The sequence below is a fragment of the Cupriavidus malaysiensis genome (assembly GCF_001854325.1).
Lineage (GTDB): Bacteria > Pseudomonadota > Gammaproteobacteria > Burkholderiales > Burkholderiaceae > Cupriavidus > Cupriavidus malaysiensis.
The window spans coordinates 762,883-786,461 of sequence record NZ_CP017754.1 but is presented as its reverse complement, the minus strand read 5'-3'; the positions used below and the strand labels follow the sequence as shown (position 1 = coordinate 786,461).

The following is a 23,579-nucleotide window of genomic DNA, read 5'->3' as shown; positions in this document are numbered from 1 at the left end:
GAACAAAAAGCGAAGAAAAGGCCGCACACGGCGGCCTCGATTCAGCGCAATACCCGCAGAGCGATCAGGGTTGATTGAGCTGGCACAGCACGGCCGCCTGCTCCTCCGGGTCATAGGCTTCCAGCAGCTGGTCGACCTGGCCCGTCAGCCTGCCGCAGTCGGCGTGCAGCACTTCCTGCTTGACGCGCAGCAGCTGGGTGGGATGCATGGAGAACTCGCGCAGTCCCATGCCCAGCAGCAAGCGGGTCATGGCCGGGTCGCCGGCCATCTCGCCGCACACGGCCACCGGCACGCCAGCCTCGTTGGCCTCGCAGATGGTACGGGCGATCAGCTGCAGCACCGCCGGATGCAGCGGATCGTAGAGATGGGCCACGGCGTTGTCGGCACGGTCGATGGCCAGGGTGTACTGGATCAGGTCGTTGGTGCCGATCGACAGGAAGTCCATGCGCTTGAGGAACAGCGGCAGCATCAGCACCGCCGCCGGGATCTCGATCATCGCCCCGACCTTGAGGTTGGCATCGAAGGGCTGGCCGCGCTCGTCCAGCTGGCGCTTGGCCTGCGCCAGCAGCTCCAGGGTCTGGTCGATCTCGCGCGCGTGCGACAGCATCGGGATCAGGATCCGCACCGGGCCGAAGGCGGAGGCGCGCAGCAGGGCGCGCAACTGTGTCAGGAACATGGCCGGCTCGGACAGCGACCAGCGGATGGCGCGCAGGCCAAGCGCAGGATTGAGCGCGGTCTCGAACTCCTCGCGCCCTTCCAGCGGCTTGTCGGCGCCGATATCGATGGTGCGGATGGTGACAGGCAGGCCGTGCATGGCCTCCACTGCGGCACGGTAGGCCTCGAACTGCTCATCCTCGCCGGGCAGTTCGCCACGCCGGTTCATGAACAGGAACTCGGATCGGAACAAGCCGACGCCGACCGCGCCGGCGGACAGCGCAGCGCCCGCGTCCTCGGCCATCTCGATATTGGCCAGCAGGTCGACTTCCTGCCCGTCCAGGGTCACCGCCGGCGTGTGGCGCAGGCGCTGCAGGCGCTTCTTCTCGAGCATGCGCTCGCTCTGCCGATGCCGGTACTCCTCCAGGATGATGGCGGACGGATCGACGATCACCAGCCCCGCATCGCCGTCGATGATGATCCAGTCTTCCTGCCGGATCAGCTCGCTGGCGCTGGCCACGCCGACAGCTGCGGGGATGTCCAGGCTGCGTGCCACGATGGCGGTATGCGAGGTGCGCCCGCCCAGGTCGGTGACGAAGCCATGGAAAGCCGTATTGCGGAACTGCAGCATGTCGGCCGGCGAGATATCGTGCGCCACCACGATGACACCGGGTGTCGCCACGCCGTCCGCGCCGAGCGCCGGGGCCGGAGCCGGGGCCGGCGTCAGAATCGGCGCACCCGCCAGCACCTTGAGGATGCGCTCGACCACCTGCTGCAGGTCGGCCTTGCGCTCACGCAGGTATTCGTCCTCGATCTCGTCGAACTGGCGCAGCAGTTCCTCGAGCCGTGTGGTCAGCGCCCACTCCGCGTTGTAGCGGCGCGTGCGGATCAGGGTCTCGGGCTCCTGCGCCAGCATCGCGTCGTCGAGGATCATCGCGTGCACATCGAGGAAGGCGCCCATCTCCTCGGGCGCGTCGCGCGGCAGGTCGCGCTTGAGCGCCGCCAGTTCGTTGCGCACCGCGGCGCGTGCCGCGCGCAGGCGCTCGACCTCGGCCTCGAGCTTGTCTTCGTCGATCAGGTAGTGCGACACGTCGAGCGCCGCCGGCGCAAGCAGGTGCGCGCGGCCGATGGCGATTCCGCGCGATACCGGGATGCCGTGCAGGGCAAAGGACATGTGCCGCTCCGTCGTGGAACGTTGAAGTGGATACCGTGGAACCGGGGTCCCGGCTGCCTGGCCTGCCTTATTCGCCTTCGCCGAAGCGGTTGCCGATCAGGGCCACCAGCGCTTCCATGGCGTCCTGCTCGTCGGGTCCCTCGATCTCGATGGTGACCGTGGAGCCGATGCCGGCGGCCAGCATCATCACGCCCATGATGCTCTTGGCGTCGACCTGGCGGCCATTTCGCGACATCTTGATCTGGCTGACGTAGCTGCCGGCCAGTTGCGTCAGCTTGGCGGAGGCGCGGGCATGCAGCCCGAGCTTATTGATGATGGTGACGTCCCTCTGCAGCATATTTGTCGGGATGATTGGCGGTTTGGTTCTGGACGGAGGTGCTGCCGACCTGCAGCACGCCTTGCGAGCCGCCGGCCAGCGCCTTGGCGGCGAGCTGGTCCAGCTTTTCGCTGCGGTAGCAGATGGCGCGCACCAGCATGGGAAGATTGACGCCGGCCAGCACCTTGACGCGGCCCGGGTCGGCCAGGCGGGCGGCGATATTGGCAGGGGTGGCGCCGAAGATATCGGTCAGCACCAGTGCGCCGTTGTCTTCGCAGATCGCCGCCAGGCGCCGCCGTGCGTCGGCCAGCACCGTGGCAGGGTCGGCGTCCGGCAGGACGTCGATCGCCTCGAGCCGTTGCGGCGTGCCGCAATAGACGTGGGCCGCGCAATCGCGCAGCGCGGATGCGAGCGGCGCGTGCGCGATGATCAGAATGCCTGCCATGATGGTGGATCCGTTGGACTGCCTAAGATTGTATCAGGCACCCCGGGACCGCCAGTGCTCAGCGCGGCATCGACGCCACGGCACGCTCGAGCGCGTCGACGAACATGGACGCCACGTGGAAGCCGGTCTGCTGGGTGATTTCCTGGAAGCAGGTCGGACTCGTCACATTGATCTCGGTAAGGTAATCACCGATCACATCCAGACCGACCAGCAACAATCCACGCTCCCACAGCCGCGGCGCCAGTGCCTCGGCGATGGCGCGGTCGCGCGCCGACAGGGGTTGGGCACGGCCCATGCCGCCGACCGCCAGGTTGCCGCGCACTTCGCCGGCCATCGGCACGCGCGCCAGCGCGTAGGGGACCGGTTCGCCGCCGATCAGCAGGATGCGCTTGTCGCCGTCCTTGATCTCGGGGATGTAGCGTTGCGCCATCAGCGTGCGCGCGCCGTTGTCGCCCAAGGTCTCGACGATGGCACCCAGGTTCATGCCGTCGGCGCCGACGCGGAACACGCCCATGCCGCCCATGCCGTCCAGCGGCTTGATGACGATGTCACGGTGCTCTGCGTGGAAGGCGCGGATGCGGCCCATGTCGCGCGACACCAGTGTGGGCGCGGTGAACTGCGGGAATTCGCCGATCGACACCTTCTCGGAGTGGTCGCGGATCGCGCGCGGCTTGTTGAACACCCGCGCGCCCTGCGCCTCGGCCAGCTCCAGCAGCCAGGTGCTGGTCACGTACTCCATGTCGAAGGGCGGATCCTTGCGCATCAGCACGGCGTCGAAGGCGGCCAGCGCCTGCGCCGCCGGCTCGCCCACCTCGTACCAGTCGTGGCCGTCGCCGCGCAGCGACAGCGGGCGCACCAGCGCCTCGACCCGCTGGTTCACCAGCGACAACTGCGACTGCAGGCAGAAGAACAGTTCGTGCCCGCGCGCCGCCGCCTCGGTCATCATGGCGTAGGTGGAGTCCTTGTACGTCTTGAACGTCTCGAGCGGATCGGTGATGAAGAGAATACGCATGGTGCTGCCCGGTTGCTGGGTTGAGGTGCCGTCCGCCGCGCCGGGTCGGCGCTGCGGAAGCGGCGGATGTCAGAGGATCGGGTTCGGATCGGTCTTTTCCAGTTCCACCGACGCAGCCAGCAGGGCCAGCCGGGCCACCACGCCATACATATAGAAGCGGTTCGGCACGGCGGCGCCCGGCTTGGCGTGCGTGTCCGGGATACCGTTGGCGGCAAAGGCGAGCGGCACGAAATGCATGCCGGGCGCGTTCAGGTTCTCGTCATTGCCGCGGCCCGTGTGCACGCGGTAGAAGCCGCCCACCACATAGCGGTCGATCATGTAGACGACCGGCTCCGCCACCGCCTCGTTGATCTTCTCGAAGGTGTGCACCCCCTCCTGCACGATGACGTCGTTGACCTCGAGGCCTTCCTTGACGACGCTCATCTTGTTGCGTTCCTTGCGGTTCAGGCCCTTGACCTCGGACGGGTCGCGCACCGTCATGATGCCCATGCCATAGGTGCCGGCATCGGCCTTGACCACCACGTAGGGCGTCTCCTTGATGCCGTACTCGCGATACTTCTTGGCGATCTTCTTCAGCACGGCCTCGACGGTGTCGGCCAGTTCTTCCTCGCCGACGCGCTCGTGGAAATTGATGCCGGAGCAGCGCGCGAAGTAGGGATTCACCATCCACTGGTCGACATCGATCAGCTTGGCGAACTTCTTGGCCACTTCATCGTAGGCGGCGAAGTGGCTGGTCTTGCGCCGCGTCGACCAGCCTGCATGCAGCGGCGGCAGCAGGTACTGCTCGTTGATGTTCTCCAGGATCGGCGGAATGCCGGCGGACAGGTCGTTGTTGAGCAGGATCGAACACGGATCGAAGTCCTTCAGCCCCAGCCGGCGGCCCTTGGCACCCAGGCGCGCCAGCGGCTCCACCACCAGGGTCTGGCCGTCCGGCAGTTCGATCGGGGTCGGCTCGGTGATTTCCTCGGAAAGGGAGCCCAGGCGCACGTTCAGGCCTGCCTGGCGCATGATCAGCGACAGCCGCGCGACGTTCTGCAGATAGAACATGTTGCGGGTGTGGCGTTCCGGGATCAACAGCAGGTTCTTGGCGTCCGGGCAGATCTTCTCGATCGCCGCCATCGCCGCCTGCACCGCCAGGGGCAGCATTTCCGGCGCGAGGTTGTTGAAACCACCGGGGAACAGGTTGGTGTCCACTGGCGCCAGCTTGAAGCCGGCATTGCGCAGGTCCACCGAACAGTAGAACGGCGGCGTATGCTCCTGCCACTCCAGCCTGAACCAGCGCTCGATGGACGGCGTGGCGTCCAGGATCTTCTTCTCCAGTTCGAGCAGCGGACCGTTCAGCGCGGTAATGAGATGCGGGACCATATCCATCCTATTGATCATCTTTATCGTTCGCCCCGATTGTAGAGGAACGGCCAATAGCCTGCAGGAGCGCTCCTAATAAGGATATGCATCGGCGGGCATCAGGGGAACCCAGATGGGGACGGTCCGGCAGAAGTAAAGGCCTTCGTTTCGAAGGCCTTCCTTGGCACGCGCCGGGGCGGCCCGGCGTGGAGCGCGGGCGGGCTGCGGTCCGCGACTGCCGGATGACGGCCGGATGACGGCCGGAACGAAAAAAAAAGCGCGGCAACTGCCGCGCTTCGAATAGCCTGACAGATACGGGGAGCGTTCTGCAGGTGGAGGAAACTGCCTCAATGGCAATGTAATTGTATGCACCTCTAAATACAATTGAAGCTTTTTAAGATCGGAATTAAGCGGCTTGCGAGTACCGTCCGCACCAGGACGGGACGATCCCCCTGGAAGCAAAAAAGCCCGGCCGAAGCCGGGCGAAACTCCTGAGAGACGATTCCCAATCAGCTCTCCAGCACAACACCTTTCGGATCAGGCCTCATATGCGGTTTCGCCGTGCGAGGTGATGTCCAGACCCTCGCGCTCCTCTTCTTCCGGCACCCGCAGGCCGATCAGCATATCCACCAGCTTGTAGGCGATGAAGGCCACCACGCCGGACCAGATGATGGTGGTCAGCACGCCTTGCAGCTGGATCCAGACCTGGCCGGCGATCGAGTAGTCGTCGGCGACCTTGTTGGCCACGTAGTCGTAGACGCCGGTGCCGCCCAGGCTCGGCGCGGCGAACACGCCGGTCAGCAGGGCACCCAGGATGCCGCCTACGCCGTGCACGCCGAACACGTCCAGCGAGTCGTCCATGCCCAGCATGCGCTTCAGGCCGGTCACGCCCCACAGGCACAACAGGCCGGCGATCAGGCCGAGCGCGATCGAGCCCATCGGACCGACGAAGCCGGCGGCCGGGGTGATGGCGACCAGGCCTGCCACGGCACCCGAAGCACCGCCCAGCATCGAGGGCTTGCCCTTGCCGATCCACTCGCCGAAGGTCCACGACAGCACGGCGGCAGCGGTGGCCAGCAGCGTGTTGACGAAGGCCAGGCCGGCGGCGCCGTTGGCTTCCAGGCCGGAGCCGGCGTTGAAGCCGAACCAGCCGAACCACAGCAGCGAGGCACCGACCATGGTGAAGGTCAGGCTGTGCGGGCGGATCGCCTCACGGCCAAAGCCGATACGCTTGCCGAACAGGAAGGCACCGACCAGGCCCGCGACCGCGGCGTTGATGTGCACCACCGTGCCGCCGGCGTAGTCGAGCGCACCCTTCTGGAACAGCCAGCCGCCCTTGGCCGTGGCCGCCGCGCCGGCCGCCGCGTCGGTGTACGCGTCAGGACCGGGCCAGAACCAGACCATGTGCGCGATCGGCAGGTAGGAGAAGGTGAACCACAGCACGACGAAGAGCAGCACTGCCGAGAACTTCGCACGCTCGGCGAAGGCACCGATGATCAGCGCGCAGGTGATCGCCGCGAACGCCAGCTGGAAGGCGAAGTAGGCCAGTTCCGGCACGACCACGCCCTTGCTGAAGGTCGCCGCCACCGCGTCGACGGTCAGGCCCTTCATGAACAGCCGGTCCGTGCCGCCGAAGAAGGCGTTTCCTTCGGTGAAGGCGAAGCTGTAGCCGTAGATTGCCCACAGCAGCGACACCAGCGAGAAGATCACCAGGCACTGCATCAGCACCGACAGCATGTTCTTCGAGCGCACCAGGCCACCGTAGAACAGGGCCAGGCCGGGCAGCGTCATCAGGATGACGAAGGCGGTGCAGACCAGCAGCCAGGCGGTGTCACCCTTGTTGGGCGTCGGCGCGGCGGGTGCCGCGGCGGCCGGTGCGGCCGCAGGCGCTGCCGCGGCGGCCGGCGCAGCGGCAGGCGCTGCAGCCGCGGCCGGAGCCGGGGCCGTGGCGGCGGCCGGAGCGGAGGCTTCCGCCGCCGGCTTGTCCTGCGCCACCGCGTGGGTCGATAGGCTGAAACTTGCCGCGCCAACGGCGAGCGACAAGGCGCCGGCCGTCAGGATTCGCTTGAACCAGGATTTCATTGACGTATCCTCTAGTCTCTTGTCTGTTGGTTCATCACAGGGCATCGCTGCCGGTCTCGCCGGTGCGGATGCGGATCACCTGCTCGATGGGTGCGACGAAGATCTTGCCGTCGCCGATCTTGCCGGTGCGCGCGGCCTTCTCGATGGCCTCGATGGCGCGCTCGACGACGTCGTCCGGTACGGCCACCTCGATCTTCACCTTGGGCAGGAAGTCGACAATGTACTCCGCACCCCGGTACAGCTCGGTGTGTCCCTTCTGGCGGCCGAAGCCCTTGACCTCGGTGACGGTGATGCCGGACACGCCCACGTCCGAGAGCGCCTCGCGTACCTCGTCGAGCTTGAACGGCTTGATGACGGCTATGATGAGTTTCATTGGTTTTCTCCTTGGAGCGTCCCCGCAAGGCGCTCCGGCCAGCAGGCGGTGGATCAGAAAGTCTTGGTGAGCGAGGCCCAGGCGGTGGCACGGCCCACGTAGCGCCCGCTGGTATTGGTGTACACCGAGCGGTTCGCGTTGGTGTCGATGTACGCCACCGCCAGCGAGAAGCCCTTGCCCAGGTCCTTGGTCAGCCCCACCTTCCAGTCCGTATACGACGCGTCCGTCACGTGCTGCACCTTCTGGTAGCCCACGTGCGCGTTGAACGTCAGGTCCCAGAAATTCAGCGGCACGTTCGCCGACAGGTCGATGTAGAAACTGTTCTTGCTGTCGTTGAAACCGAACAGGTTGGTCAGCGCGTGCGAGTACTTCAGGAACACCGGGCCGCTGCCGATCCCGCCGTACAGCTCCGTCGTGTGCGGCCGCGTGAAGCCCGTCGGGTAGTCGCCCGGGTAGTAGTACTGCAGCACCCCCACGTCATAGTTCCAGTCCAGCCCCGCCAGCGCGAAGGTGTTCTTGAAGCCGCCGTAGAAGTCCATCTCGATCGGCGCCGACACCTGCGAGCTGCTGTCCGAGAGCCAGCTGATGTTCGAGTTCCAGTTGCCCACGTAGAAACCGCTCTCGTGCGCGTAGTCGAAGCCCCCCTGGATCGCCGGATGGCGGTTGGTCTGCATCAGCCCGCGGTAGCGGTACTCGGTGGCCAGCGTCACATTGGCCGTGAACGTGTGCGGCGACGCCGGCGCCGCGTCCGCTGCCGGCGCGGCCGCCGCCGGTGCGGGCGTGGCTGCCGCGTCGCCGCTGCTCTGCGCAAAAGCGCCCGTGGCACAACCGCAAAGAATGGCTGCGCTAACTGCAAAGGCCAACTTCTTCATCGATTTCTTCTCCTTTGGCTCAGACTCGTGGATGGGTGTCTTTTCTTTATTGCGCGATACCTGCGCCAGTACCACTGCAACAGCCGTGCCAGGAGAGGAACCAAGCGATCGCGACCGGGGCCGCGGGAGGGTGCCGATGGTGCAATGCACACCGCCGGCGGCCTCTGGTGGGCCTCCGAGGGCCGAAAACGGGTGAAAAGGTGTGTCCGCCACCACGCCGGCGCTTTCACAGCGACCTCGCAGGCGTCATAATCCGGGCAGGCCGGCTTCCGGCGCCATGTGTTCGTCCTAGCCGCATCCGCCCCAGGGCGGTGCAAAGGTGTAAAGGACAGCATAGGCACCCGATGCACCACCGGTAAGCGCGCACCACCGCGGTGCGCATGTGCGAAAAGGAGTACCACCATGAAACCGACCGATCTCTTCTCCGACCTGCAGAGCAAGGTCAGTGAGGCGCTGCGCAATTCCCCCGCCAGGGACATCGAGAAAAACGTGCGCAGCATGATGACCCAGGGCTTCGCCAAGCTTGACCTGGTCACACGCGAGGAATTCGACGTGCAGTCGCAGGTGCTGGCGCGCACGCGTGCCCGGCTGGAAGAACTGGAAGCGCGCGTGGCCGAGCTGGAGCGCCGCGCCGGCAACGCCAGCGGGACCTGATCGATGCGCGCGAGCGAAAGGCCACGGCCTTTGCGCCGCCCCCGGCCCTCGCAAAGGCCGCCGCTAGCCGGCGGCCTTTTTCGTTAACGAATCCGCAATATGGGACTGGCACTGCTGCACAGCCGGGCGCTGACCGGCATCGAAGCCCGCTCGGTATCGGTCGAGACCCACCTGGCCAACGGCCTGCCGGCCTTCAATATCGTGGGGCTGGCCGAGACCGAGGTGCGTGAAAGCCGCGAGCGCGTGCGCGCCGCCATCCTCAACAGCGGCTTCGAATTCCCCAACCGGCGCATCACGGTCAACCTGGCCCCGGCCGACCTGCCCAAGGAGTCCGGCCGCTTCGACCTGCCGATCGCCCTGGGCATCCTGGCCGCCAGCGGGCAACTGCCGCTCAATGGCCTGGACGGGCTGGAGTTCGCCGGCGAACTGTCGCTGTCGGGCGAACTGCGTCCGGTGCGCGGTGCGCTGGCCATGGCGATGGGGCTGGCGCGCGACAACCAGGCGCGCGCAGCGCAGGGCGCCGCACCGCGCGCCTTCGTGGTCGCTGCGGGGAACGGGCCGGAAGCGGCCCTGATCGCCGGGCTGGCTGTGCTGCCGGCACCGACGCTGCTCGCCGTCTGCGCCCACCTGCGGCCCGGCGGCGGCGAGCGGCTGGTGCCGGCCATGCCGCTCGCCCTGCCTGCGCAGCCGGCCGTCCAGGCCGACCTGGCCGAAGTGCGCGGCCAGGTGCAGGCCCGCCGCGCGCTGGAGGTGGCGGCGGCCGGCCAACACTCCGCGCTGCTGGTCGGCCCGCCGGGCACAGGCAAGTCGATGCTGGCGCAGCGCTTCCCCGCGCTGCTGCCACCGATGACGCTGGACGAAGCGCTCGAATCGGCCGCCGTGCTGAGCCTCACCGCGGGTGGCTTCCAGGCCGCGCGCTGGGGCCGGCGGCCGTTCCGCGCACCGCACCACACCGCCTCGGCCGCGGCGCTGGTCGGCGGCGGCACCGCACCGCGCCCCGGAGAGATCTCGCTGGCCCACCATGGCGTGCTGTTCCTCGACGAGCTGCCGGAGTTCGAGCGCAGGGTGCTGGAAGTCCTGCGTGAACCCCTGGAATCCGGCCACATCACCATCTCGCGTGCCGCCCACCAGGCCGATTTTCCCGCCCGCTTTCACTTCATCGCCGCCATGAACCCCTGTCCCTGCGGCTACCTGGGCCACCCCACGCGGCCGTGCCGCTGCACGCCGGACCAGGTGCTGCGCTACCAGTCGCGCCTGTCCGGCCCGCTGCTGGACCGCATCGACCTGCAGGTGGAGGTGCCGGCACAGAGCCAGCAGGAGGTGTTGGACGGGCCGCCGGGCGAGGCCAGCGAAGCCGTGCGCGCTCGCGTGCTGCAGGCGCGCGCGCGCCAGCTGGCGCGCCAGGGCAAGCCCAACGCCGATCTCGCGCCGGGTGAGACCGAGGCACATTGCCCGCTGACGCCCGCGGCGCAATCCCTGTTGCGTGAGGCGATGGCCGGCTTCGGCTGGTCGGCGCGCGCCTACTTCCGGGCGCTGAAGATCGCCCGCACCATCGCCGACCTCGCCGATGCCGGCCAGGTGGACGCGCCGCACGCGGCGGAAGCCATCCAATACCGCCGCGTACTGCGCACGCCATGAGCCGTCGCCGGCGCCGCCACCGCTAGCGGGCGGCCGCCGGCCCGGCGACGGGCGGTTCGACTGGAGGCGGCGGCGGTTCCTCGATCGGAGGCAGGTCGGGCGGAATGCCCGGTGGCGTCGGCTCCTCGATCGGCGGTGCGGAATGAGCCGGCCTGGAGCGCGGCAGCGTGAAGCGAGGCATCGGGCTTCTCCGGTTGGACCCTATGCCATTCATTGAAGCAAACCCGGCCACGCCCCGCCAGAGAAGACCATACAGGAAATACTCGGCCGCGCCGCGCGCGCGCCCCGGTGCCCGCGCGGCAGGCCGTCAGCCGGCCGGATGGCGACGCACGAAGAACAGCGCGGCGCCCACCGCCATCAGCACGCTGCCGAAGACGCGGTTCTGCCAGCGTACGGCGCGGGCATTGCGGAACAAGCCCTGCATGCGCGACGCCAGCAAGGCATAGCCGTGCATCACGATCAGGTCGACACCGCACATGGTGACGGCCAGCAGCGCCAACTGCGGCGCCAGCGCATGGGTCGGGTCGATGAACTGCGGCAGCACCGCGACCATGAAGATGATGCCCTTCGGGTTGGTGACATTGGTCAGCAACCCGGTGGCGAAGCGTCGGCGCGGGCTCATCACGGTGGTGCGCACCGCCCCGCCTTCGGCCTGCGGGGCGGCGTCCACCTTGGCGCGCCATTGCTGGATGCCCAGGTAGATCAGGTAAAGCGCCCCGACCGTCTTGACCACCGCGAAGGCGTGCTCGGAGGCGATCAGCAGCGCGCCCAGGCCGCCGCCCGCCACCAGCAGGATGATCACCAGCCCGGCCTGCAGGCCGAAGATGGTGGTGCTGGCCTTCCTCAGGCCATAGGACAGGCCATGACTCATCGACAGCACGGCACCCGATCCGGGTGACAGGGCGATCAGCCAACAGGCGGCGAAATAGGCCAGCCAGACTTCCCAACGCATTGCTTTGCTCCTGGTTTATGCCATTCAAGATTCGATCGCTGCGCGCCTCCGCCCGGCAATGCCGGCACGGCCGCGGCAGCAACGGCTCCCGTCAGAAGGGATGGAAGCCGTCGAGAAACTGCCCTACCTGCTCGGACTGGCGGCGGTCGCGCGCCGCCTCGCCCGCCTCCAGCACCACGGCCTGGTAGACGTGCCTGCCGGAGCCCACCAGGCGCGCCGTCAGGCGGCGCGGCGACTGGTCCTGCGGCGAGACTGCCACCACCTCCAGCTCCAACCCATCGAGCGCCACCGGCGGTTGTGCCGCCGACATCACCTTGATTGCCCGCGTGTGCGGCGGCTCGACGGGATGCGCGCCCAGGTTGGCCAGCAGGCCGGACTGCATGGCCGCCAGGGCCTCGCCACGGCGGACGGCATCGTCATCGGGCAGCGTCACCACACCCACGGCGAACAGCGTCTCGTCGACGCGCGCCGCCTCCATCGTCATCGGCAGGTGGCGGCCGCCGATGGCCACTTCGCGTGCCGCGCTGGACGGCTTGCCCGGATAGAGGGCCGCATAGGCGCCCTCATTGGACAATACCGTGCGCCAGTCGTAGCGCGGCGAGCAGGCCGCGGCAGCGAGCGCCAGCGCGGCCAGCAGGTAGACGGTTCGGCGGGAACGGGACATGGCGGCGGACGGGGACATCCTGGTCGGTCGGGAGCCCCGCGGCACGAGGCCGGAGGGCACGAAGGGCTATTATCCGGGATCGTGCGCTTCTCCGCCCAGATCATGCCGCCCCTCATCTTGTCCACCGCCTTGCCCACCACCCTGTCTACCACCCCGCCCCCTGTCCGCCCCGCCGCGCCGGCAGGCCGCGCGCGGCGCTGGCTGGCCGGGCTGGCCCTGGCCGGTGCCGCGCTGCCGGCCTTGGCGGCGAGCACGCTGCCGGGCGCGACCGATCTCGGCGCCCAGGGGCGCGAGGCCACGCGCCGCGGCGGGCCGCTGGTGCTGCTGCTGTCCCTGCCCGGCTGCGGCTACTGCGAAACCGTGCGGCGCAACTATCTGGGCCCGATGGCTGCCGCCGGCGAGATCACGGCGCGCGAACTGGACATCGGCACCGATGCGCCGCTGCGCGACGCTGACGGCACCATGACCGGCGCACGTGCCTGGGCCCGCGCGCGCGGGCTGGCGTTCGCACCTACCGTGCTCTTCCTCGACGCCCACGGCCGCGAGGCGGCGCCCCCGCTACGCGGCCTGCAGCCGGACTTCTACGGCGCCTACCTCGAACAGCGCCTGGAAGCCGCGCGCGCCGCCCTCGCCGGGCCGCGCTGAGGCAACACTTAGGCAACGCTTAGGCAACACGGAAGCAGCGCGTCCGCGGCGCATCGCTGCGGCAGATTGCCGCAGGATCGCCACCCCCCGGATGCGCGCCGGCAGGCCTGCGCGCGAGGCATTAGAATGTCCGCTGAACCGGCGCTGCCACAGCCCGCGCCTGCCCGCCACCGACGCCTTGCACGACGGAATATGACGACCCCTGCTTCCCCCGCCACGCGCAAGCGCTGGCCGCTGATCGCCACCCTGTTCGTGGTGGCCCTGTTCGGCTGGTTCGGCTATCGCGCCATCACGCCCGCCGCAACCGTGCCGGCGGCCGAGTTCACCCTGCTTTCCGGCCAGAAGATCAGCACCGCCGACCTGAAGGGCAAGGTCTACCTGGTCAACTTCTGGGCCACCAGCTGCGCCACCTGCGTCAAGGAGATGCCCGAGATGGTGCGCACCTATCAGCAGTACAAGGACAAGGGACTGGAATTCGTCGCGGTGGCGATGAACTATGACCCGCCGATGTATGTGATGAATTACGCCCAGACGCGCCAGCTGCCCTTCAAGGTGGCGATGGACGCCGGCGGCACGGCCGCCAAGGCCTTCGGCGACGTGCAGCTGACGCCGACCACCTTCGTGGTCGACAAGGATGGCCGCATCTTGAAGCGCTACGTGGGCGAGCCCGAGTGGGATGCGCTGCACAAGCTGCTGGACGGGGCCCTGGCCAAGTCGGCCTGAGCGGTTCCCGGCGGCCCGGACCGCCAGGCGCATACCAGCCGCCCCTCCCGGGCGGCTTTATTTTTGGCACGCGCCCGCCGGTGAGACGCCGGCGCCATGCGAAGGCCGGCCGCGGGCGGCCGCCACGCCGCACCGGACGCTGCCGGCTTGCGTAGAACCGCTGTATGGATATACAGTTGGCGCCAGCCCGCCGCCGCCATGCCAGCCTCTCCCGACCTCGACCTCGATCTACTTCCTGCCGACGCCGGCACGGACGCCGCCACCGCGACCGTGCTCCCTGAGCCCGCGCCGGCCGCGCACCTTGCCGGCCTCAATCCGGAGCAGCGCGCCGCCGCCGAACACGATGGCGAGCGCCCGCTGCTGATCATCGCGGGCGCCGGCTCCGGCAAGACCAACACGCTCGCGCACCGTGTCGCCCACCTGGTGCTGTCGGGAACCGACCCGCGCCGCATCCTGCTGCTGACCTTCTCGCGCCGCGCCGCCGCCGAGATGGGCCGGCGCGTCGAACGCATCGTCGACCGTGCCGTCGGCGGCAGCGGCGCCGGACGGGCGGCACTGCAATGGTCGGGCACCTTCCACGCGATCGGCGCCCGCCTGCTGCGCGAATACGCGGAGACGATCGGACTGTCGCCCGCCTTCACCATCAGCGACCGCGGCGACGCCGCCGACCTGATGCACATGGTGCGCCACGATCTCGGCCTGTCCGAGCAGACCGCGCGCTTTCCACGCAAGGAAACCTGCCTGGCCATCTATTCGCGCGCGGTGAATACCCAGGCGCCGCTGGACGAGGTGCTGCGGCGCCATTTCCCGCGCTATGCGATGTGGGAAGAGGCGCTGCGCACCCTGTTCGCCGCCTACGTCGAGGCCAAGCAGGACCAGCAGGTGCTCGACTACGACGACCTGTTGCTCTACTGGGCGCAGGCGCTGGGCGAGCCCGCGCTGGCGGCGGACATGGGCGCACGCTTCGACCATGTGCTGGTCGACGAGTACCAGGACACCAACGCGCTGCAGGCCTCCATCCTGCTCGCGCTCAAGCCCGACGGGCGCGGCCTGACCGTGGTCGGCGACGACGCTCAGTCGATCTACGCCTTCCGCGGTGCCACGGTGCGCAACATCCTCGACTTCCCCGAGCACTTCTCGCCCCCCGCGGCGCGCGTCACGCTGGAGCGCAACTACCGTTCCACCCAGCCCATCCTCGCCGCCGCCAACGCCGTCATCGCCCAGGCCGCGGAACGCTACAGCAAGGAGCTGTGGAGCGAGCGCGCCTCGGCCGAGAAGCCCGGCGTGGTGGTGGTGGCCGACGAGGCCGAGCAGGCACGCTATGTGGTCGAGCGCATCCTGGAGCGGCGCGAGGCCGGGCTGGCGCTGCTGTCGCAGGCGGTGCTGTTCCGTGCGGCCGACCACAGCGCCCAGCTCGAGATCGAACTGACCCGGCGCAACATCCCCTTCGTGAAGTTCGGCGGGCTCAAGTTCCTCGAGTCCGGCCACGTCAAGGATGTGCTGGCCATGCTGCGCTGGCTGCAGAACCCGCGCGACCGCATCGCCGGCTTCCGCGCGCTGCAGCTGCTGCCGGGCTTCGGCCCCAAGACCGCCGGGCGCATGCTCGACGCCATCGCCGTGGCCACCCAACCGCTGTTCGCGCTGGAATCCTTCACGCCCCCCGCGGCCGCGGAACCGGCCTGGGCCGACCTGCTGGCGCTGGCACGCGCGCTGCTGGCACCAGCCTCGTCCTGGCCTGCCGGGTTCGAGCAGGTGGTGGCCTGGTACCTGCCGCACCTGGAACGCATGCACGACGATGCCGCGGCGCGCCAGGCCGACCTGCAGCAACTCGAACGCATCGCCGCGACCTACGCCTCGCGCGAACGCTTCCTCACCGAACTGACGCTCGATCCGCCCGACGCCTCCAGCGATGAATCCGGCGTGCCGCTGCGCGACGAGGACTACCTGATCCTGTCCACCATCCACTCGGCCAAGGGACAGGAATGGAAGGCGGTCTACCTGCTCAATGCCGTGGACGGCTGCCTGCCCTCGGACCTGGCCACCGGCACCACCGAGGAAATCGAGGAAGAGCGCCGCCTGCTCTACGTGGCGATGACGCGCGCGCGCGACCACCTCGACGTGGTGGTACCGCAGCGCTTCTACGTGCACCAGCAGCCAGGCTACGGCGACCGCCACGTCTACGCCTCGCGTACGCGCTTCCTGCCCAATCGCGTGATGGGCAACTTCCACAGCCGCGCCTGGCCACCGCCCCCCCCGGTGGATGCCGCACCGGCACGCAGCGCGCTGCCGGCGGTGGACCTGGCGGCGAAGATGCGCAAGATGTGGCGCTAGCGCTCGTGTGCTGGATCACACCGTTGGCTTCGCTGGGTGTGGCGCCTTGCTAGACCACCCCTCTCCCCCGCCCTCTCTCCATGCGGGGAGAGGGAGCCAGGACAGTGTGCTTGGCGATTGGTGTTGGTGCACCCTCACCCGCACCTCACCCGCACACACCCTCACCGCTACAACCCGTAGCGCTTGATCTTCTCGTACAGCGTCGCCTTGCCCACCTGCAGCAGGTCGGCGGCCTGGCTGACGGCGCCGCCGGTGCGGGCCAGCGTGTCGGCGATCAGCGCGCGCTCGTAGCGCTCCATGCGCTCCTTGAGCGGCATGCCGTCGTCGGCGGCGGCGGCCGCTGCGCCGCCTTCGGGCACGCCCAGCACCAGGCGGTCGGCGGCATTGCGCAGTTCACGCACGTTGCCGGGCCAGGGACGCTGCATCAGCGCCTGGCGCTGCGCTTCGGCCAGCAGCGGCACCGGGCGCTGGTAGCGCACCGCGGCGACCAGCATGAAATGCTCGAACAGGGACACGATGTCCTCGCGCCGCTCGCGCAGCGGCGGCAGCGGGATGGTGACCACGTTGAGCCGGTAGTAAAGGTCCTGGCGGAAGGCGCCCTGCGCCACCAGGGCTTCCATATCGCCCTTGGCCGCGGCGACGATGCGCACGTCGATGGGAATCGAGGTATTGGAGCCGAGCCGTTCCAGCATGCCTTCCTGCAGCACCCGCAGCAGCTTGACCTGCAGTGCCAGTGGCATGCTTTCGATCTCGTCGAGGAAGAGCGTGCCGCCCGAGGCATGTTCGAGCTTGCCGATGCGGCGCTTGCCGGCACCGGTGAAGGCTCCGGCCTCGTGGCCGAACATCTCGCTCTCGAAGATGGCCTCCGGCACCGCGCCGCAGTTCAGGGCGATGAAAGGCCCGTCGTGCCGTGTCGAGAGCGCGTGCAGGCTGCGTGCCACCAGTTCCTTGCCGGTGCCGGTCTCGCCGTTGATCATCACCGGCACGTCGGTGGGCGCGACGTTGGCCACCAGCGCACGTACCTGTTCGATGGCGGGCGAGCGGCCGATGATGCGGGTGCTCCCGGCCGGCCCTGCCAGCTCGCGCCGCAACGCACGGTTCTCCAGCTCCAGCGCGCGCCGTTCCAGCGCGCGCCGCACGGTGTCGGTCAGGCGGTCGGCGCCGAAGGGCTTCTCGATGAAATCGTAGGCGCCTTCGCGCATGGCCTGCACCGCCATGGTGATATCGCCGTGGCCGGTGACCAGGATCACCGGCACGCCGGGCGCCGCGTTGCGGCAGTGATGCAGCAGGTCGAGGCCGCTGGCGCCCGACAGGCGCACGTCCGTCACCAGCACGCCGGGAAAGTCCGCCGCCAGGTGCGGCATGGCGGCTTCCGCCGAGGGCAGCGCCAGCACGGAGAAGCCGGCCAGTTCCAGGCTCTGGGCCGTGGCCTGGCGCACCAGGGGCTCGTCTTCGACAAACAGGACTCGCAGACCTTCTTGCATGGCAGTTCTCATGGATGGACCCCGGCATCGCGGCCAACGGCGGCGACCTGCTGGCCGGGCGCTCGGCGCAGCACCAGCAGGAATTCGGCACCGCCGCCCTCGGCGCCGGCCGCGCTGAGCTGGCCGCCGAACTCACGCACGATGGACGAGGAGATGGCCAGGCCGAGGCCCAGCCCCTGGCCGATCTCCTTGGTGGTGAAGAAGGGCTCGAACAGATGGGGCAGCGCCTCGGGCGCGATGCCAGTGCCATTGTCGCGCACCGCCACCGTCACCGTCTCCGCGCCGGCGCTGACCGTCAGCGCGATGCGCGGCTGGTCCGGCGCCGCGGCCGCCACTGCGTCGAGCGCATTGGCGACCAGGTTGAGCAGCACCTGCTCGAGCTTGAGTTCATCGGCCCAGACGGCCAGGCCGGGCTCCGCCTCCAGCCCGCTGCAGCTCAGGCGCACACCCGCCAGGCGCGGTGCCAGCAGCGCCAGCACGTGGTCCAGCGCGCCTTGCAGCGCGACCGCGTGGCGGCGCTGCCGCGCCTTGCCGGCGAACAGCTTGAGCTGGCCGGTGATCTTCCCCATGCGCTCGGTAAGGTCGGCGATGGCGACCAGGTTGCCGGCCGCGGCATCGAGCTGGCCGCGTTCGAGCAGCACGCGCGTGTTGTCGGAGAAGGTGCGCAGCGCGGCCAGCGGCTGGTTCAGTTCATGGGTGATACCAGCCGCCATCTGGCCGAGCGCGGCCAGCTTGCTGGCCTGCACCAGCTCGTCCTGGGTCGCGCGCAACTCGTTTTCGGCACGCGTGCGCTCGACCACCTCGCCCTCGAGCTGCTCGTTGATGGCCATCAGGTCGGCCGTCCGCGCCTCGACGCGGCGCTCCAGCTCGTCGTAGGCGGCCTCCAGCAGCCGCCGGCTGTATTGCATGTCGCGCGCGCGCTGGCGGCGCTGGCGCCAGTTGACCAGCAGCAGGCAGGCGCAGGCGTAGGCCAGCGCGGCGCCGATGGTGGCATTGCGCGCACCGGCCAGCACCGGGTCGACCGAGGCCATCACGTGCATGGTCCAGTCGGCCGGCCCCACCTTGCGGCTGACCTCCAGGTAGCGGTCGGCGCGCTCGCTGCCGACGCGCACCGCATCGGCGGTGCTGCCTGCCGCATGCCCCGGGGCCGCCTGGCGCGCCACGCCGACCAGCCGCGAGCCCGGCCCCAGCACGGTGCTGTTGAGCCAGCGGGTCACGGGCGAACTGAGCGCATGCAGCGCCAGCGGCGAGACCTCGCGGTCGTGGTACTGGCGCGTGGCCGCCAGTTCGGCCTCCAGTCCCTGCGACAGCGGCTGCAGCGTACGGTACTGCCAGGCCGGCACCGAGGACAGGAAGACCACGCCGTGCTCGTCGCTGACCATCAGCGGCTCGGCGCGGTCGCCGCCGGCGCGCTGGAACCATTCGAGGTTGAGCTTGACCACCGTCACGCCGATCACGCGCCCGCCGGACTCTACCGGCTGGGCGATGTAGTAGCCTGGCTCGTCGCTGGTCACGCCGATGGCGTAGTAGCGCGCGACCCGGCCGCGCGAGGCGATCTGGAAATAGGGGCGGAAGCGGTAGTCGGTGCCGACGAAGCTGCCCGGGTCGGCATAGTTGCTGGCGGCCAGCGCCCGGCCGTTGGCGGCGATCACATAGGTGGCCGAGGCATGGGCATTGCGGTTGACGTCGTCCAGGTAGCGGTTGGCCGCCGCCACGCGCGCGGGGTCGTCGGGCGCGGCCAGCAGCTGGTGGACGAAGGGATGGAAGGAAACCAGCGCCGGCAGGAACTCGTAGCGGTCCAGCGTGGCCTCCAGGGTCGCTGCGTAGCGGTCCGCGCGGGTGGCGGTGTCGCGCTCCAGCGCGCCGATGCCGCGCTGCACGGAGAGCAGCCAGGTGGCGCAGCACAGCAGCAGCAGGCCGCCGGCGAGCGCGGCGATAAACCCCCACCAGCGCCCGTCGCCGCCGGGCGCCGAAGCCTGGCGTGCGGCAGCGGGGTCATGCACGGCGAGGAAATCGTCGGAATGCGGCATCGGCGCGGGCGAAGGATCTCGCGCCGATGATACCCGCTGGCCGCGCCCGTCGGCGCGGCCGCCCTGCGCCCTCTCAGCGGGCGCTCTGTCCTGCGTCGCCAAGATCGTCGGCCAGTTCGCCGCCGTGGCGCAGCGCGCGGGCCAGTTGGGTGCGGTCGAGCTCGCGCTCCCAGGCCGACACCACCACCGTCGCCACGCCGTTGCCGATGATATTGGTCAGCGCGCGGCATTCGCTCATGAAGCGGTCGATGCCCAGGATCAGCACCATGCCGGCCACCGGGATGTCGGGCACCACGGCCAGCGTTGCCGCCAGCGTGATGAAGCCGGAACCGGTCACGCCGCTGGCGCCCTTGGAGGTGATCATGGCCACGGCCAGGATGGTGAGCTGCTGCATCAGCGTCAGCTCGATGCCGGTGGCCTGCGCGATGAACAGCACCGCCATCGTCATGTAGATATTGGTGCCGTCCAGGTTGAACGAATAGCCGGTGGGCACCACCAGGCCGACCACCGACTTGGAGCAGCCGAGCCGTTCCAGCTTTTCCATCAGGTGGGGCAGCGCCGCTTCCGACGAGCTGGTGCCCAGCACGATCAGCAGTTCTTCCTTGATGTAGGCGACGAAGCGGATGATGGAGAAGCCGGTCAGGCGCGCCACCGTGCCGAGCACCACCAGCACGAACACGATCGCCGTGAAGTAGAAGGTGCCGATCAGCTTGAGCAGCGGCACCAGCGAGCCGAGACCGTACTTGCCGATGGTGAAGGCCATCGCGCCGAAGGCGCCCAGCGGGGCGACCTTGGTGATCACGTGGACGATGTGGAAGAAGACCTTGGAGACCTGCTCGACCAGGTCGAAGACGATGCGCGAGCGGTCGCCCATGGCGGCCAGCGCGGAGCCGAAGAACAGCGAGACCAGCAGGATCTGCAGGATGTCGCCGTTGGAGAAGGCGCTGAAGATCGTGTCCGGGATGATGTGCATCAGGAACTCGACCGTGCTCTGGCCATGCGCCTTGGACACGTACTGCGAAATCGACTTGGTATCCAGCGTGGCCGGATCGATGTTGAAACCCGCGCCCGGCTGCAGCAGGTGGGCCGCGCCCAGGCCGATCAGCAGCGCGAAGGTGGAGATGACCTCGAAGTACAGCAGCGCCTTGCCGCCGACCCGGCCGACCTTCTTCATGTCGCGCATGCCGGCGATGCCCGACACCACGGTACAGAAGATGATCGGCCCGATGATCATCTTGATCAGCTTGATGAAGCCATCCCCGAGCGGCTTCATCGAGATGCCGGTATCCGGCCAGAAGTGTCCCAGCACGATGCCGACCAGGATGGCGAACAGCACCTGTACGTACAGGATCTTGTAGAAGGGTTTCCTCATGATGTCGTCCTCGGTTCTTTAGGCCCGGCGGGAGAGCCGCCGCGGCCGCGCGCCGTTCCGGTCGCGGCGCTGCCACAGGACTCTTTGCAACGTGCATGCCAGCGCCAGGAGCCGCATCAAGCCTTTGATTTGCAAGGAAATGTTACTCAGACGAGGTGCCGCCGGCTCCGGCTTTCCGGAAATCCGGAAAGCGCCAATCCGGGTTTTCGGAGAGACGGCACCGATCCGGGCGTCCGATCATCCACTTATGGCGGCGGGGAGCCCGGCGGATGCGCGCTGGATACATCACAGCGGCCCGCCGCGGGTCCGACACGGGACCGGACGGCGTGCCTGACGCGGCCGCGAGTGGCAGGTTCCGCGTCCGCCAAGCCGTATAATTCCGACCTTCCACACTCACCACCGTCCCGCGCGGCACGGGCGGCCCGCGTGCCGCCGCACGCGCCACAGCACGCATGAGCAGCTACTACCAACACCACGTCTTCTTCTGCCTGAACGAACGCGCGCCGGGCGAAGCCTGCTGCGCCACGCACAATGCCAAGGCCATGCAGGAATACGCCAAGAAGCGCTGCAAGGAACTCGGCATCGCCGGTGGCGAAGGACGCGTGCGCATCAACAAGGCCGGCTGCCTGAACCGCTGTGAACTCGGACCGGTGCTGGTGGTCTACCCCGAGGCCGTCTGGTACACCTTCGTCGACGAGCAGGACATCGACGAAATCATCGACAGCCATCTGGTGCACGGCAAGCCGGTCGAGCGCCTGATGGTCGATCGCTGAGCCCGGCGGCCGGGCAGCCCGCCGCCGCGCCGCGCGCCGGACCGCAGCCCCGCCCGGCGCCGGCCTCCTTCCACCTTGCCTTCGCATCGCCAGATCCTGCCTCTATGAACGCGCACACCCAGGTTCTCTCCATTGCCGGTCCCGTCGGCGCCATCGACCTGTCGGTCGACCTGCCGCAGGGCGCAGCGCCGCGCGGACTCGCGCTGGTGGCCCATCCGCATCCCTTGTTCGGCGGCACCAAGGACAACAAGGTGGCGCAGACGCTGGCACGCAGCTTCGTGCAGCTCGGCTACGCCACCGTGCGCCCGAACTTCCGCGGCGTCGGCGGCAGCGCCGGCGAGCATGACAACGGCGTCGGCGAGCAGGACGACCTGCTGGCCGTGATCGCGTGGATGCGCACGCAGGCCGCCTGGTCGCCGCAGGCGGCCACGCTGCCGCTGGCGCTGGGCGGCTTCTCCTTCGGCAGCTACGTGGCCAGCCACGTCGCCCGCCGCCTGGCCGAAGCCGGCACGGCCGCGCAGCGGCTGGTGATGGTGGGCACGGCGGCCAGCCGCTGGCAGGTCGCCGCGGTGCCCGCCGACACCATCGTCATCCACGGCGAACAGGACGACACGGTGCCGCTGGGCAGCGTGTTCGACTGGGCCCGCCCGCAGGAGCTGCCCGTCATCGTGATCCCCGGCGCGGATCACTTCTTTCACCGCAAGCTGCACCTGATCAAGCAGCTCGTCGTCAACGCATGGGAGCGGTGACGCCACGGCGGCAGCCAGCCCCGCGGATCGTTCTCCCCTGCGACCTTTCTCTGTCGGAAACTCAACTATGCTGAATCGAGCCACGCCGCTTTTCGCGTCCGCCATCGCCCCCGCCGCCCTCGTGGCCGGCGCCGTCCTTGCCGCCGCGCCGGTCGCGGTGCGCGCCCAGGGCGTGCCCGTGCCGCAGGTGGCCGCCAAGGCATGGATGCTGTACGACGCCACCAGCGGCCAGCCCCTGGCCTCGCAGAACGCCGACGCGCGCATCGAGCCGGCCTCGCTGACCAAGCTGATGACGGCCTACCTGGTGTTCGAGGCACTGCACGAAAAGCGCCTCACCCTGGACCAGACCGTGGTGCCGACCAATATCGTGCTCAAGGTCAAGAGCGACGAATCGCGCATGTTCATCGAGCCGAACAAGCCGGTCAGCGTGCGCGACCTGCTGCTCGGCCTGATCGTGCAATCGGGCAACGACGCCTCGCTGGCGCTGGCCGAGGCCACCGGCGGCTCCGAAGAGGGCTTCGTGGCGATGATGAACCGCGAGGCCCAGCGGCTGGGCATGAAGAACACCCACTTCGCCAACACCGACGGCATCCCCGACCCGAACCACTACACCACCGCGGCCGACCTGGCCACGCTGACCGCGCGCCTGATCAAGGACTTCCCCGAGTACTACACCATGTACTCGCAGAAGGAGTTCACCTATAACAAGATCAGGCAGCCGAACCGGAACCGCCTGCTGTACATCGATCCGACCGTCGACGGCGTCAAGACCGGCCACACCAAATCCGCCGGCTACTGCCTGATCTCGTCGGCCAAGCGGCCGCTGGCCAATGTGCCCAACGGATCGCGCCGCCTGATCTCGATCGTGATCGGCACCGCGACCGACCAGATCCGCACGCAGGAAAGCCTGAAGGTCCTGAACTACGGCTTCCAGTTCTTCGACACGCTGCGGCTGTACGACAAGGGGCAGGTGCTGGCCACGCCCGAGATCTACAAGGGCAAGAGCGGCACGGTCAAGATCGGCGTGCAGAACGAGACCTTCGTGACCGTGCCCAAGGGCATCGGCGGCCGCCTCAAGCCGGTGCTGGAACGCCAGGAGCTGCTGGTGGCGCCGATCGCCGCCGGCCAGCAGGTCGGCACGGTCAAGCTGATGGACGGCGCCAACAAGGTGGCGGAATTCCCCGTGGTGGCACTGGAAGACGTGCCCGAGGCCGGCTTCTTCGGCCGCCTGTGGGACACCATCCGCCTGTGGTTCAAGCGCAAGTAAGAGCGCAAGTAAGCGCAAGCAAGCT

21 protein-coding genes are annotated in these 23,579 nt (G+C 68.7%); 8 read left to right on the top strand and 13 right to left on the bottom strand.

The window, feature by feature from the left end:
• Positions 1-64 precede the first annotated feature (64 nt).
• The 8 genes from ptsP to BKK80_RS03340 all read right to left on the bottom strand — a co-directional run bounded on the left by ptsP (position 65) and on the right by BKK80_RS03340 (position 8,272).
• Positions 65-1,828: a phosphoenolpyruvate--protein phosphotransferase gene (gene ptsP, locus BKK80_RS03375; protein WP_071010873.1), complete on the bottom strand. Its 1,764-nt coding sequence runs from the start codon at positions 1,826-1,828 to the stop codon at positions 65-67.
• Positions 1,829-1,895: 67 nt separating this feature from the next.
• Complete coding sequence (locus BKK80_RS03370; protein ID WP_071010872.1) at positions 1,896-2,165, bottom strand: HPr family phosphocarrier protein; 270 nt, start codon at positions 2,163-2,165, stop codon at positions 1,896-1,898.
• Positions 2,134-2,589 carry a PTS sugar transporter subunit IIA gene (locus BKK80_RS03365; RefSeq protein ID WP_071010871.1) on the bottom strand — a complete coding sequence of 152 codons (456 nt, stop codon included), beginning with the start codon at positions 2,587-2,589 and terminating at the stop codon, positions 2,134-2,136. The genes BKK80_RS03370 and BKK80_RS03365 overlap by 32 nt, the downstream gene beginning before the upstream one ends.
• A gap of 58 nt (positions 2,590-2,647) precedes the next feature.
• Complete coding sequence (gene gshB, locus BKK80_RS03360; RefSeq protein ID WP_071010870.1) at positions 2,648-3,601, bottom strand: glutathione synthase; 954 nt, start codon at positions 3,599-3,601, stop codon at positions 2,648-2,650.
• Between the two features lie 69 nt (positions 3,602-3,670).
• Complete coding sequence (gene gshA / locus BKK80_RS03355) at positions 3,671-4,966, bottom strand: glutamate--cysteine ligase (protein ID WP_071016019.1); 1,296 nt, start codon at positions 4,964-4,966, stop codon at positions 3,671-3,673.
• A 516-nt stretch (positions 4,967-5,482) separates the two neighbouring features.
• Positions 5,483-7,027, bottom strand: a complete 1,545-nt coding sequence (locus BKK80_RS03350; protein WP_071010869.1) for an ammonium transporter — start codon at positions 7,025-7,027, stop codon at positions 5,483-5,485.
• Between the two features lie 34 nt (positions 7,028-7,061).
• Positions 7,062-7,400 carry a P-II family nitrogen regulator gene (locus BKK80_RS03345; protein ID WP_071010868.1) on the bottom strand — a complete coding sequence of 113 codons (339 nt, stop codon included), beginning with the start codon at positions 7,398-7,400 and terminating at the stop codon, positions 7,062-7,064.
• Positions 7,401-7,453: 53 nt separating this feature from the next.
• A complete protein-coding gene (locus BKK80_RS03340; protein WP_071010867.1) occupies positions 7,454-8,272 on the bottom strand; it encodes a TorF family putative porin in 819 nt (272 codons plus the stop codon).
• 402 nt (positions 8,273-8,674) lie between these two features.
• Between BKK80_RS03340 and BKK80_RS03335 the strand changes: the two genes are divergently transcribed.
• Positions 8,675-8,926 (top strand): accessory factor UbiK family protein, encoded by a 252-nt coding sequence (locus BKK80_RS03335; protein WP_071010866.1) that lies wholly within the window; start codon positions 8,675-8,677, stop codon positions 8,924-8,926.
• A gap of 99 nt (positions 8,927-9,025) precedes the next feature.
• Positions 9,026-10,564, top strand: coding sequence for a YifB family Mg chelatase-like AAA ATPase (locus tag BKK80_RS03330; RefSeq protein ID WP_071010865.1), 1,539 nt, complete (start codon positions 9,026-9,028; stop codon positions 10,562-10,564).
• A 307-nt stretch (positions 10,565-10,871) separates the two neighbouring features.
• On the opposite strand, the gene BKK80_RS03325 is transcribed toward BKK80_RS03330, so the two are convergent.
• Positions 10,872-11,516: a LysE family transporter gene (locus tag BKK80_RS03325; protein ID WP_071010864.1), complete on the bottom strand. Its 645-nt coding sequence runs from the start codon at positions 11,514-11,516 to the stop codon at positions 10,872-10,874.
• 91 nt (positions 11,517-11,607) lie between these two features.
• The gene (locus BKK80_RS03320) at positions 11,608-12,180 is read right to left on the bottom strand and encodes a hypothetical protein (protein ID WP_071010863.1); all 573 of its coding nucleotides are present in this window, start codon (positions 12,178-12,180) and stop codon (positions 11,608-11,610) included.
• A 102-nt stretch (positions 12,181-12,282) separates the two neighbouring features.
• On the opposite strand from BKK80_RS03320, the gene BKK80_RS03315 reads away from it, so the two are divergent.
• From BKK80_RS03315 to BKK80_RS03305, 3 genes are all read left to right on the top strand, one after another.
• Complete coding sequence (locus BKK80_RS03315; RefSeq protein ID WP_231907971.1) at positions 12,283-12,825, top strand: thioredoxin domain-containing protein; 543 nt, start codon at positions 12,283-12,285, stop codon at positions 12,823-12,825.
• A 192-nt stretch (positions 12,826-13,017) separates the two neighbouring features.
• Positions 13,018-13,548, top strand: coding sequence for a TlpA disulfide reductase family protein (locus BKK80_RS03310; RefSeq protein WP_071010862.1), 531 nt, complete (start codon positions 13,018-13,020; stop codon positions 13,546-13,548).
• 198 nt (positions 13,549-13,746) lie between these two features.
• A complete protein-coding gene (locus tag BKK80_RS03305) occupies positions 13,747-15,879 on the top strand; it encodes an ATP-dependent helicase (RefSeq protein ID WP_071010861.1) in 2,133 nt (710 codons plus the stop codon).
• Between the two features lie 167 nt (positions 15,880-16,046).
• Here the strand turns inward: BKK80_RS03305 and BKK80_RS03300 are convergent, their stop codons facing one another.
• The 3 genes from BKK80_RS03300 to BKK80_RS03290 form a co-directional block, all read right to left on the bottom strand.
• Positions 16,047-17,363 (bottom strand): sigma-54-dependent transcriptional regulator, encoded by a 1,317-nt coding sequence (locus tag BKK80_RS03300; protein ID WP_071010860.1) that lies wholly within the window; start codon positions 17,361-17,363, stop codon positions 16,047-16,049.
• Between the two features lie 8 nt (positions 17,364-17,371).
• Complete coding sequence (locus BKK80_RS03295) at positions 17,372-19,393, bottom strand: sensor histidine kinase (RefSeq protein WP_071068591.1); 2,022 nt, start codon at positions 19,391-19,393, stop codon at positions 17,372-17,374.
• Positions 19,394-19,466: 73 nt separating this feature from the next.
• Positions 19,467-20,765, bottom strand: a complete 1,299-nt coding sequence (locus BKK80_RS03290; protein ID WP_071010858.1) for a dicarboxylate/amino acid:cation symporter — start codon at positions 20,763-20,765, stop codon at positions 19,467-19,469.
• A gap of 452 nt (positions 20,766-21,217) precedes the next feature.
• Here BKK80_RS03290 and BKK80_RS03285 point away from each other — a divergent pair, with 452 nt between their 5' ends.
• The 3 genes from BKK80_RS03285 to BKK80_RS03275 all read left to right on the top strand — a co-directional run bounded on the left by BKK80_RS03285 (position 21,218) and on the right by BKK80_RS03275 (position 23,554).
• On the top strand, positions 21,218-21,538 hold the full coding sequence (locus BKK80_RS03285) for a (2Fe-2S) ferredoxin domain-containing protein (protein WP_071010857.1): 321 nt from the start codon (positions 21,218-21,220) through the stop codon (positions 21,536-21,538).
• A 104-nt stretch (positions 21,539-21,642) separates the two neighbouring features.
• Positions 21,643-22,287 (top strand): alpha/beta hydrolase, encoded by a 645-nt coding sequence (locus BKK80_RS03280; protein WP_071068590.1) that lies wholly within the window; start codon positions 21,643-21,645, stop codon positions 22,285-22,287.
• A gap of 67 nt (positions 22,288-22,354) precedes the next feature.
• Entirely contained in the window at positions 22,355-23,554 is a 1,200-nt protein-coding gene (locus BKK80_RS03275) for a D-alanyl-D-alanine carboxypeptidase family protein (protein WP_071010855.1), read from the top strand.
• The last annotated feature ends 25 nt before the right edge of the window (positions 23,555-23,579 follow it).

Excerpts from the sequence above, each read along its gene's own strand:
- ptsP (WP_071010873.1), bottom strand. The coding sequence starts at position 1,828 with ATGTCCTTTGCCCTGCACGGCATCCCGGTATCGCGCGGAATCGCCATC.
- BKK80_RS03370 (WP_071010872.1), bottom strand. The coding sequence starts at position 2,165 with ATGCTGCAGAGGGACGTCACCATCATCAATAAGCTCGGGCTGCATGCC.
- BKK80_RS03365 (WP_071010871.1), bottom strand. The coding sequence starts at position 2,589 with ATGGCAGGCATTCTGATCATCGCGCACGCGCCGCTCGCATCCGCGCTG.
- gshB (WP_071010870.1), bottom strand. The coding sequence starts at position 3,601 with ATGCGTATTCTCTTCATCACCGATCCGCTCGAGACGTTCAAGACGTAC.
- gshA (WP_071016019.1), bottom strand. The coding sequence starts at position 4,966 with ATGGTCCCGCATCTCATTACCGCGCTGAACGGTCCGCTGCTCGAACTG.
- BKK80_RS03350 (WP_071010869.1), bottom strand. The coding sequence starts at position 7,027 with ATGAAATCCTGGTTCAAGCGAATCCTGACGGCCGGCGCCTTGTCGCTC.
- BKK80_RS03345 (WP_071010868.1), bottom strand. The coding sequence starts at position 7,400 with ATGAAACTCATCATAGCCGTCATCAAGCCGTTCAAGCTCGACGAGGTA.
- BKK80_RS03340 (WP_071010867.1), bottom strand. The coding sequence starts at position 8,272 with ATGAAGAAGTTGGCCTTTGCAGTTAGCGCAGCCATTCTTTGCGGTTGT.
- BKK80_RS03335 (WP_071010866.1), top strand. The coding sequence starts at position 8,675 with ATGAAACCGACCGATCTCTTCTCCGACCTGCAGAGCAAGGTCAGTGAG.
- BKK80_RS03330 (WP_071010865.1), top strand. The coding sequence starts at position 9,026 with ATGGGACTGGCACTGCTGCACAGCCGGGCGCTGACCGGCATCGAAGCC.
- BKK80_RS03325 (WP_071010864.1), bottom strand. The coding sequence starts at position 11,516 with ATGCGTTGGGAAGTCTGGCTGGCCTATTTCGCCGCCTGTTGGCTGATC.
- BKK80_RS03320 (WP_071010863.1), bottom strand. The coding sequence starts at position 12,180 with ATGTCCCGTTCCCGCCGAACCGTCTACCTGCTGGCCGCGCTGGCGCTC.
- BKK80_RS03315 (WP_231907971.1), top strand. The coding sequence starts at position 12,283 with ATGCCGCCCCTCATCTTGTCCACCGCCTTGCCCACCACCCTGTCTACC.
- BKK80_RS03310 (WP_071010862.1), top strand. The coding sequence starts at position 13,018 with ATGACGACCCCTGCTTCCCCCGCCACGCGCAAGCGCTGGCCGCTGATC.
- BKK80_RS03305 (WP_071010861.1), top strand. The coding sequence starts at position 13,747 with ATGCCAGCCTCTCCCGACCTCGACCTCGATCTACTTCCTGCCGACGCC.
- BKK80_RS03300 (WP_071010860.1), bottom strand. The coding sequence starts at position 17,363 with ATGCAAGAAGGTCTGCGAGTCCTGTTTGTCGAAGACGAGCCCCTGGTG.
- BKK80_RS03295 (WP_071068591.1), bottom strand. The coding sequence starts at position 19,393 with ATGCCGCATTCCGACGATTTCCTCGCCGTGCATGACCCCGCTGCCGCA.
- BKK80_RS03290 (WP_071010858.1), bottom strand. The coding sequence starts at position 20,765 with ATGAGGAAACCCTTCTACAAGATCCTGTACGTACAGGTGCTGTTCGCC.
- BKK80_RS03285 (WP_071010857.1), top strand. The coding sequence starts at position 21,218 with ATGAGCAGCTACTACCAACACCACGTCTTCTTCTGCCTGAACGAACGC.
- BKK80_RS03280 (WP_071068590.1), top strand. The coding sequence starts at position 21,643 with ATGAACGCGCACACCCAGGTTCTCTCCATTGCCGGTCCCGTCGGCGCC.
- BKK80_RS03275 (WP_071010855.1), top strand. The coding sequence starts at position 22,355 with ATGCTGAATCGAGCCACGCCGCTTTTCGCGTCCGCCATCGCCCCCGCC.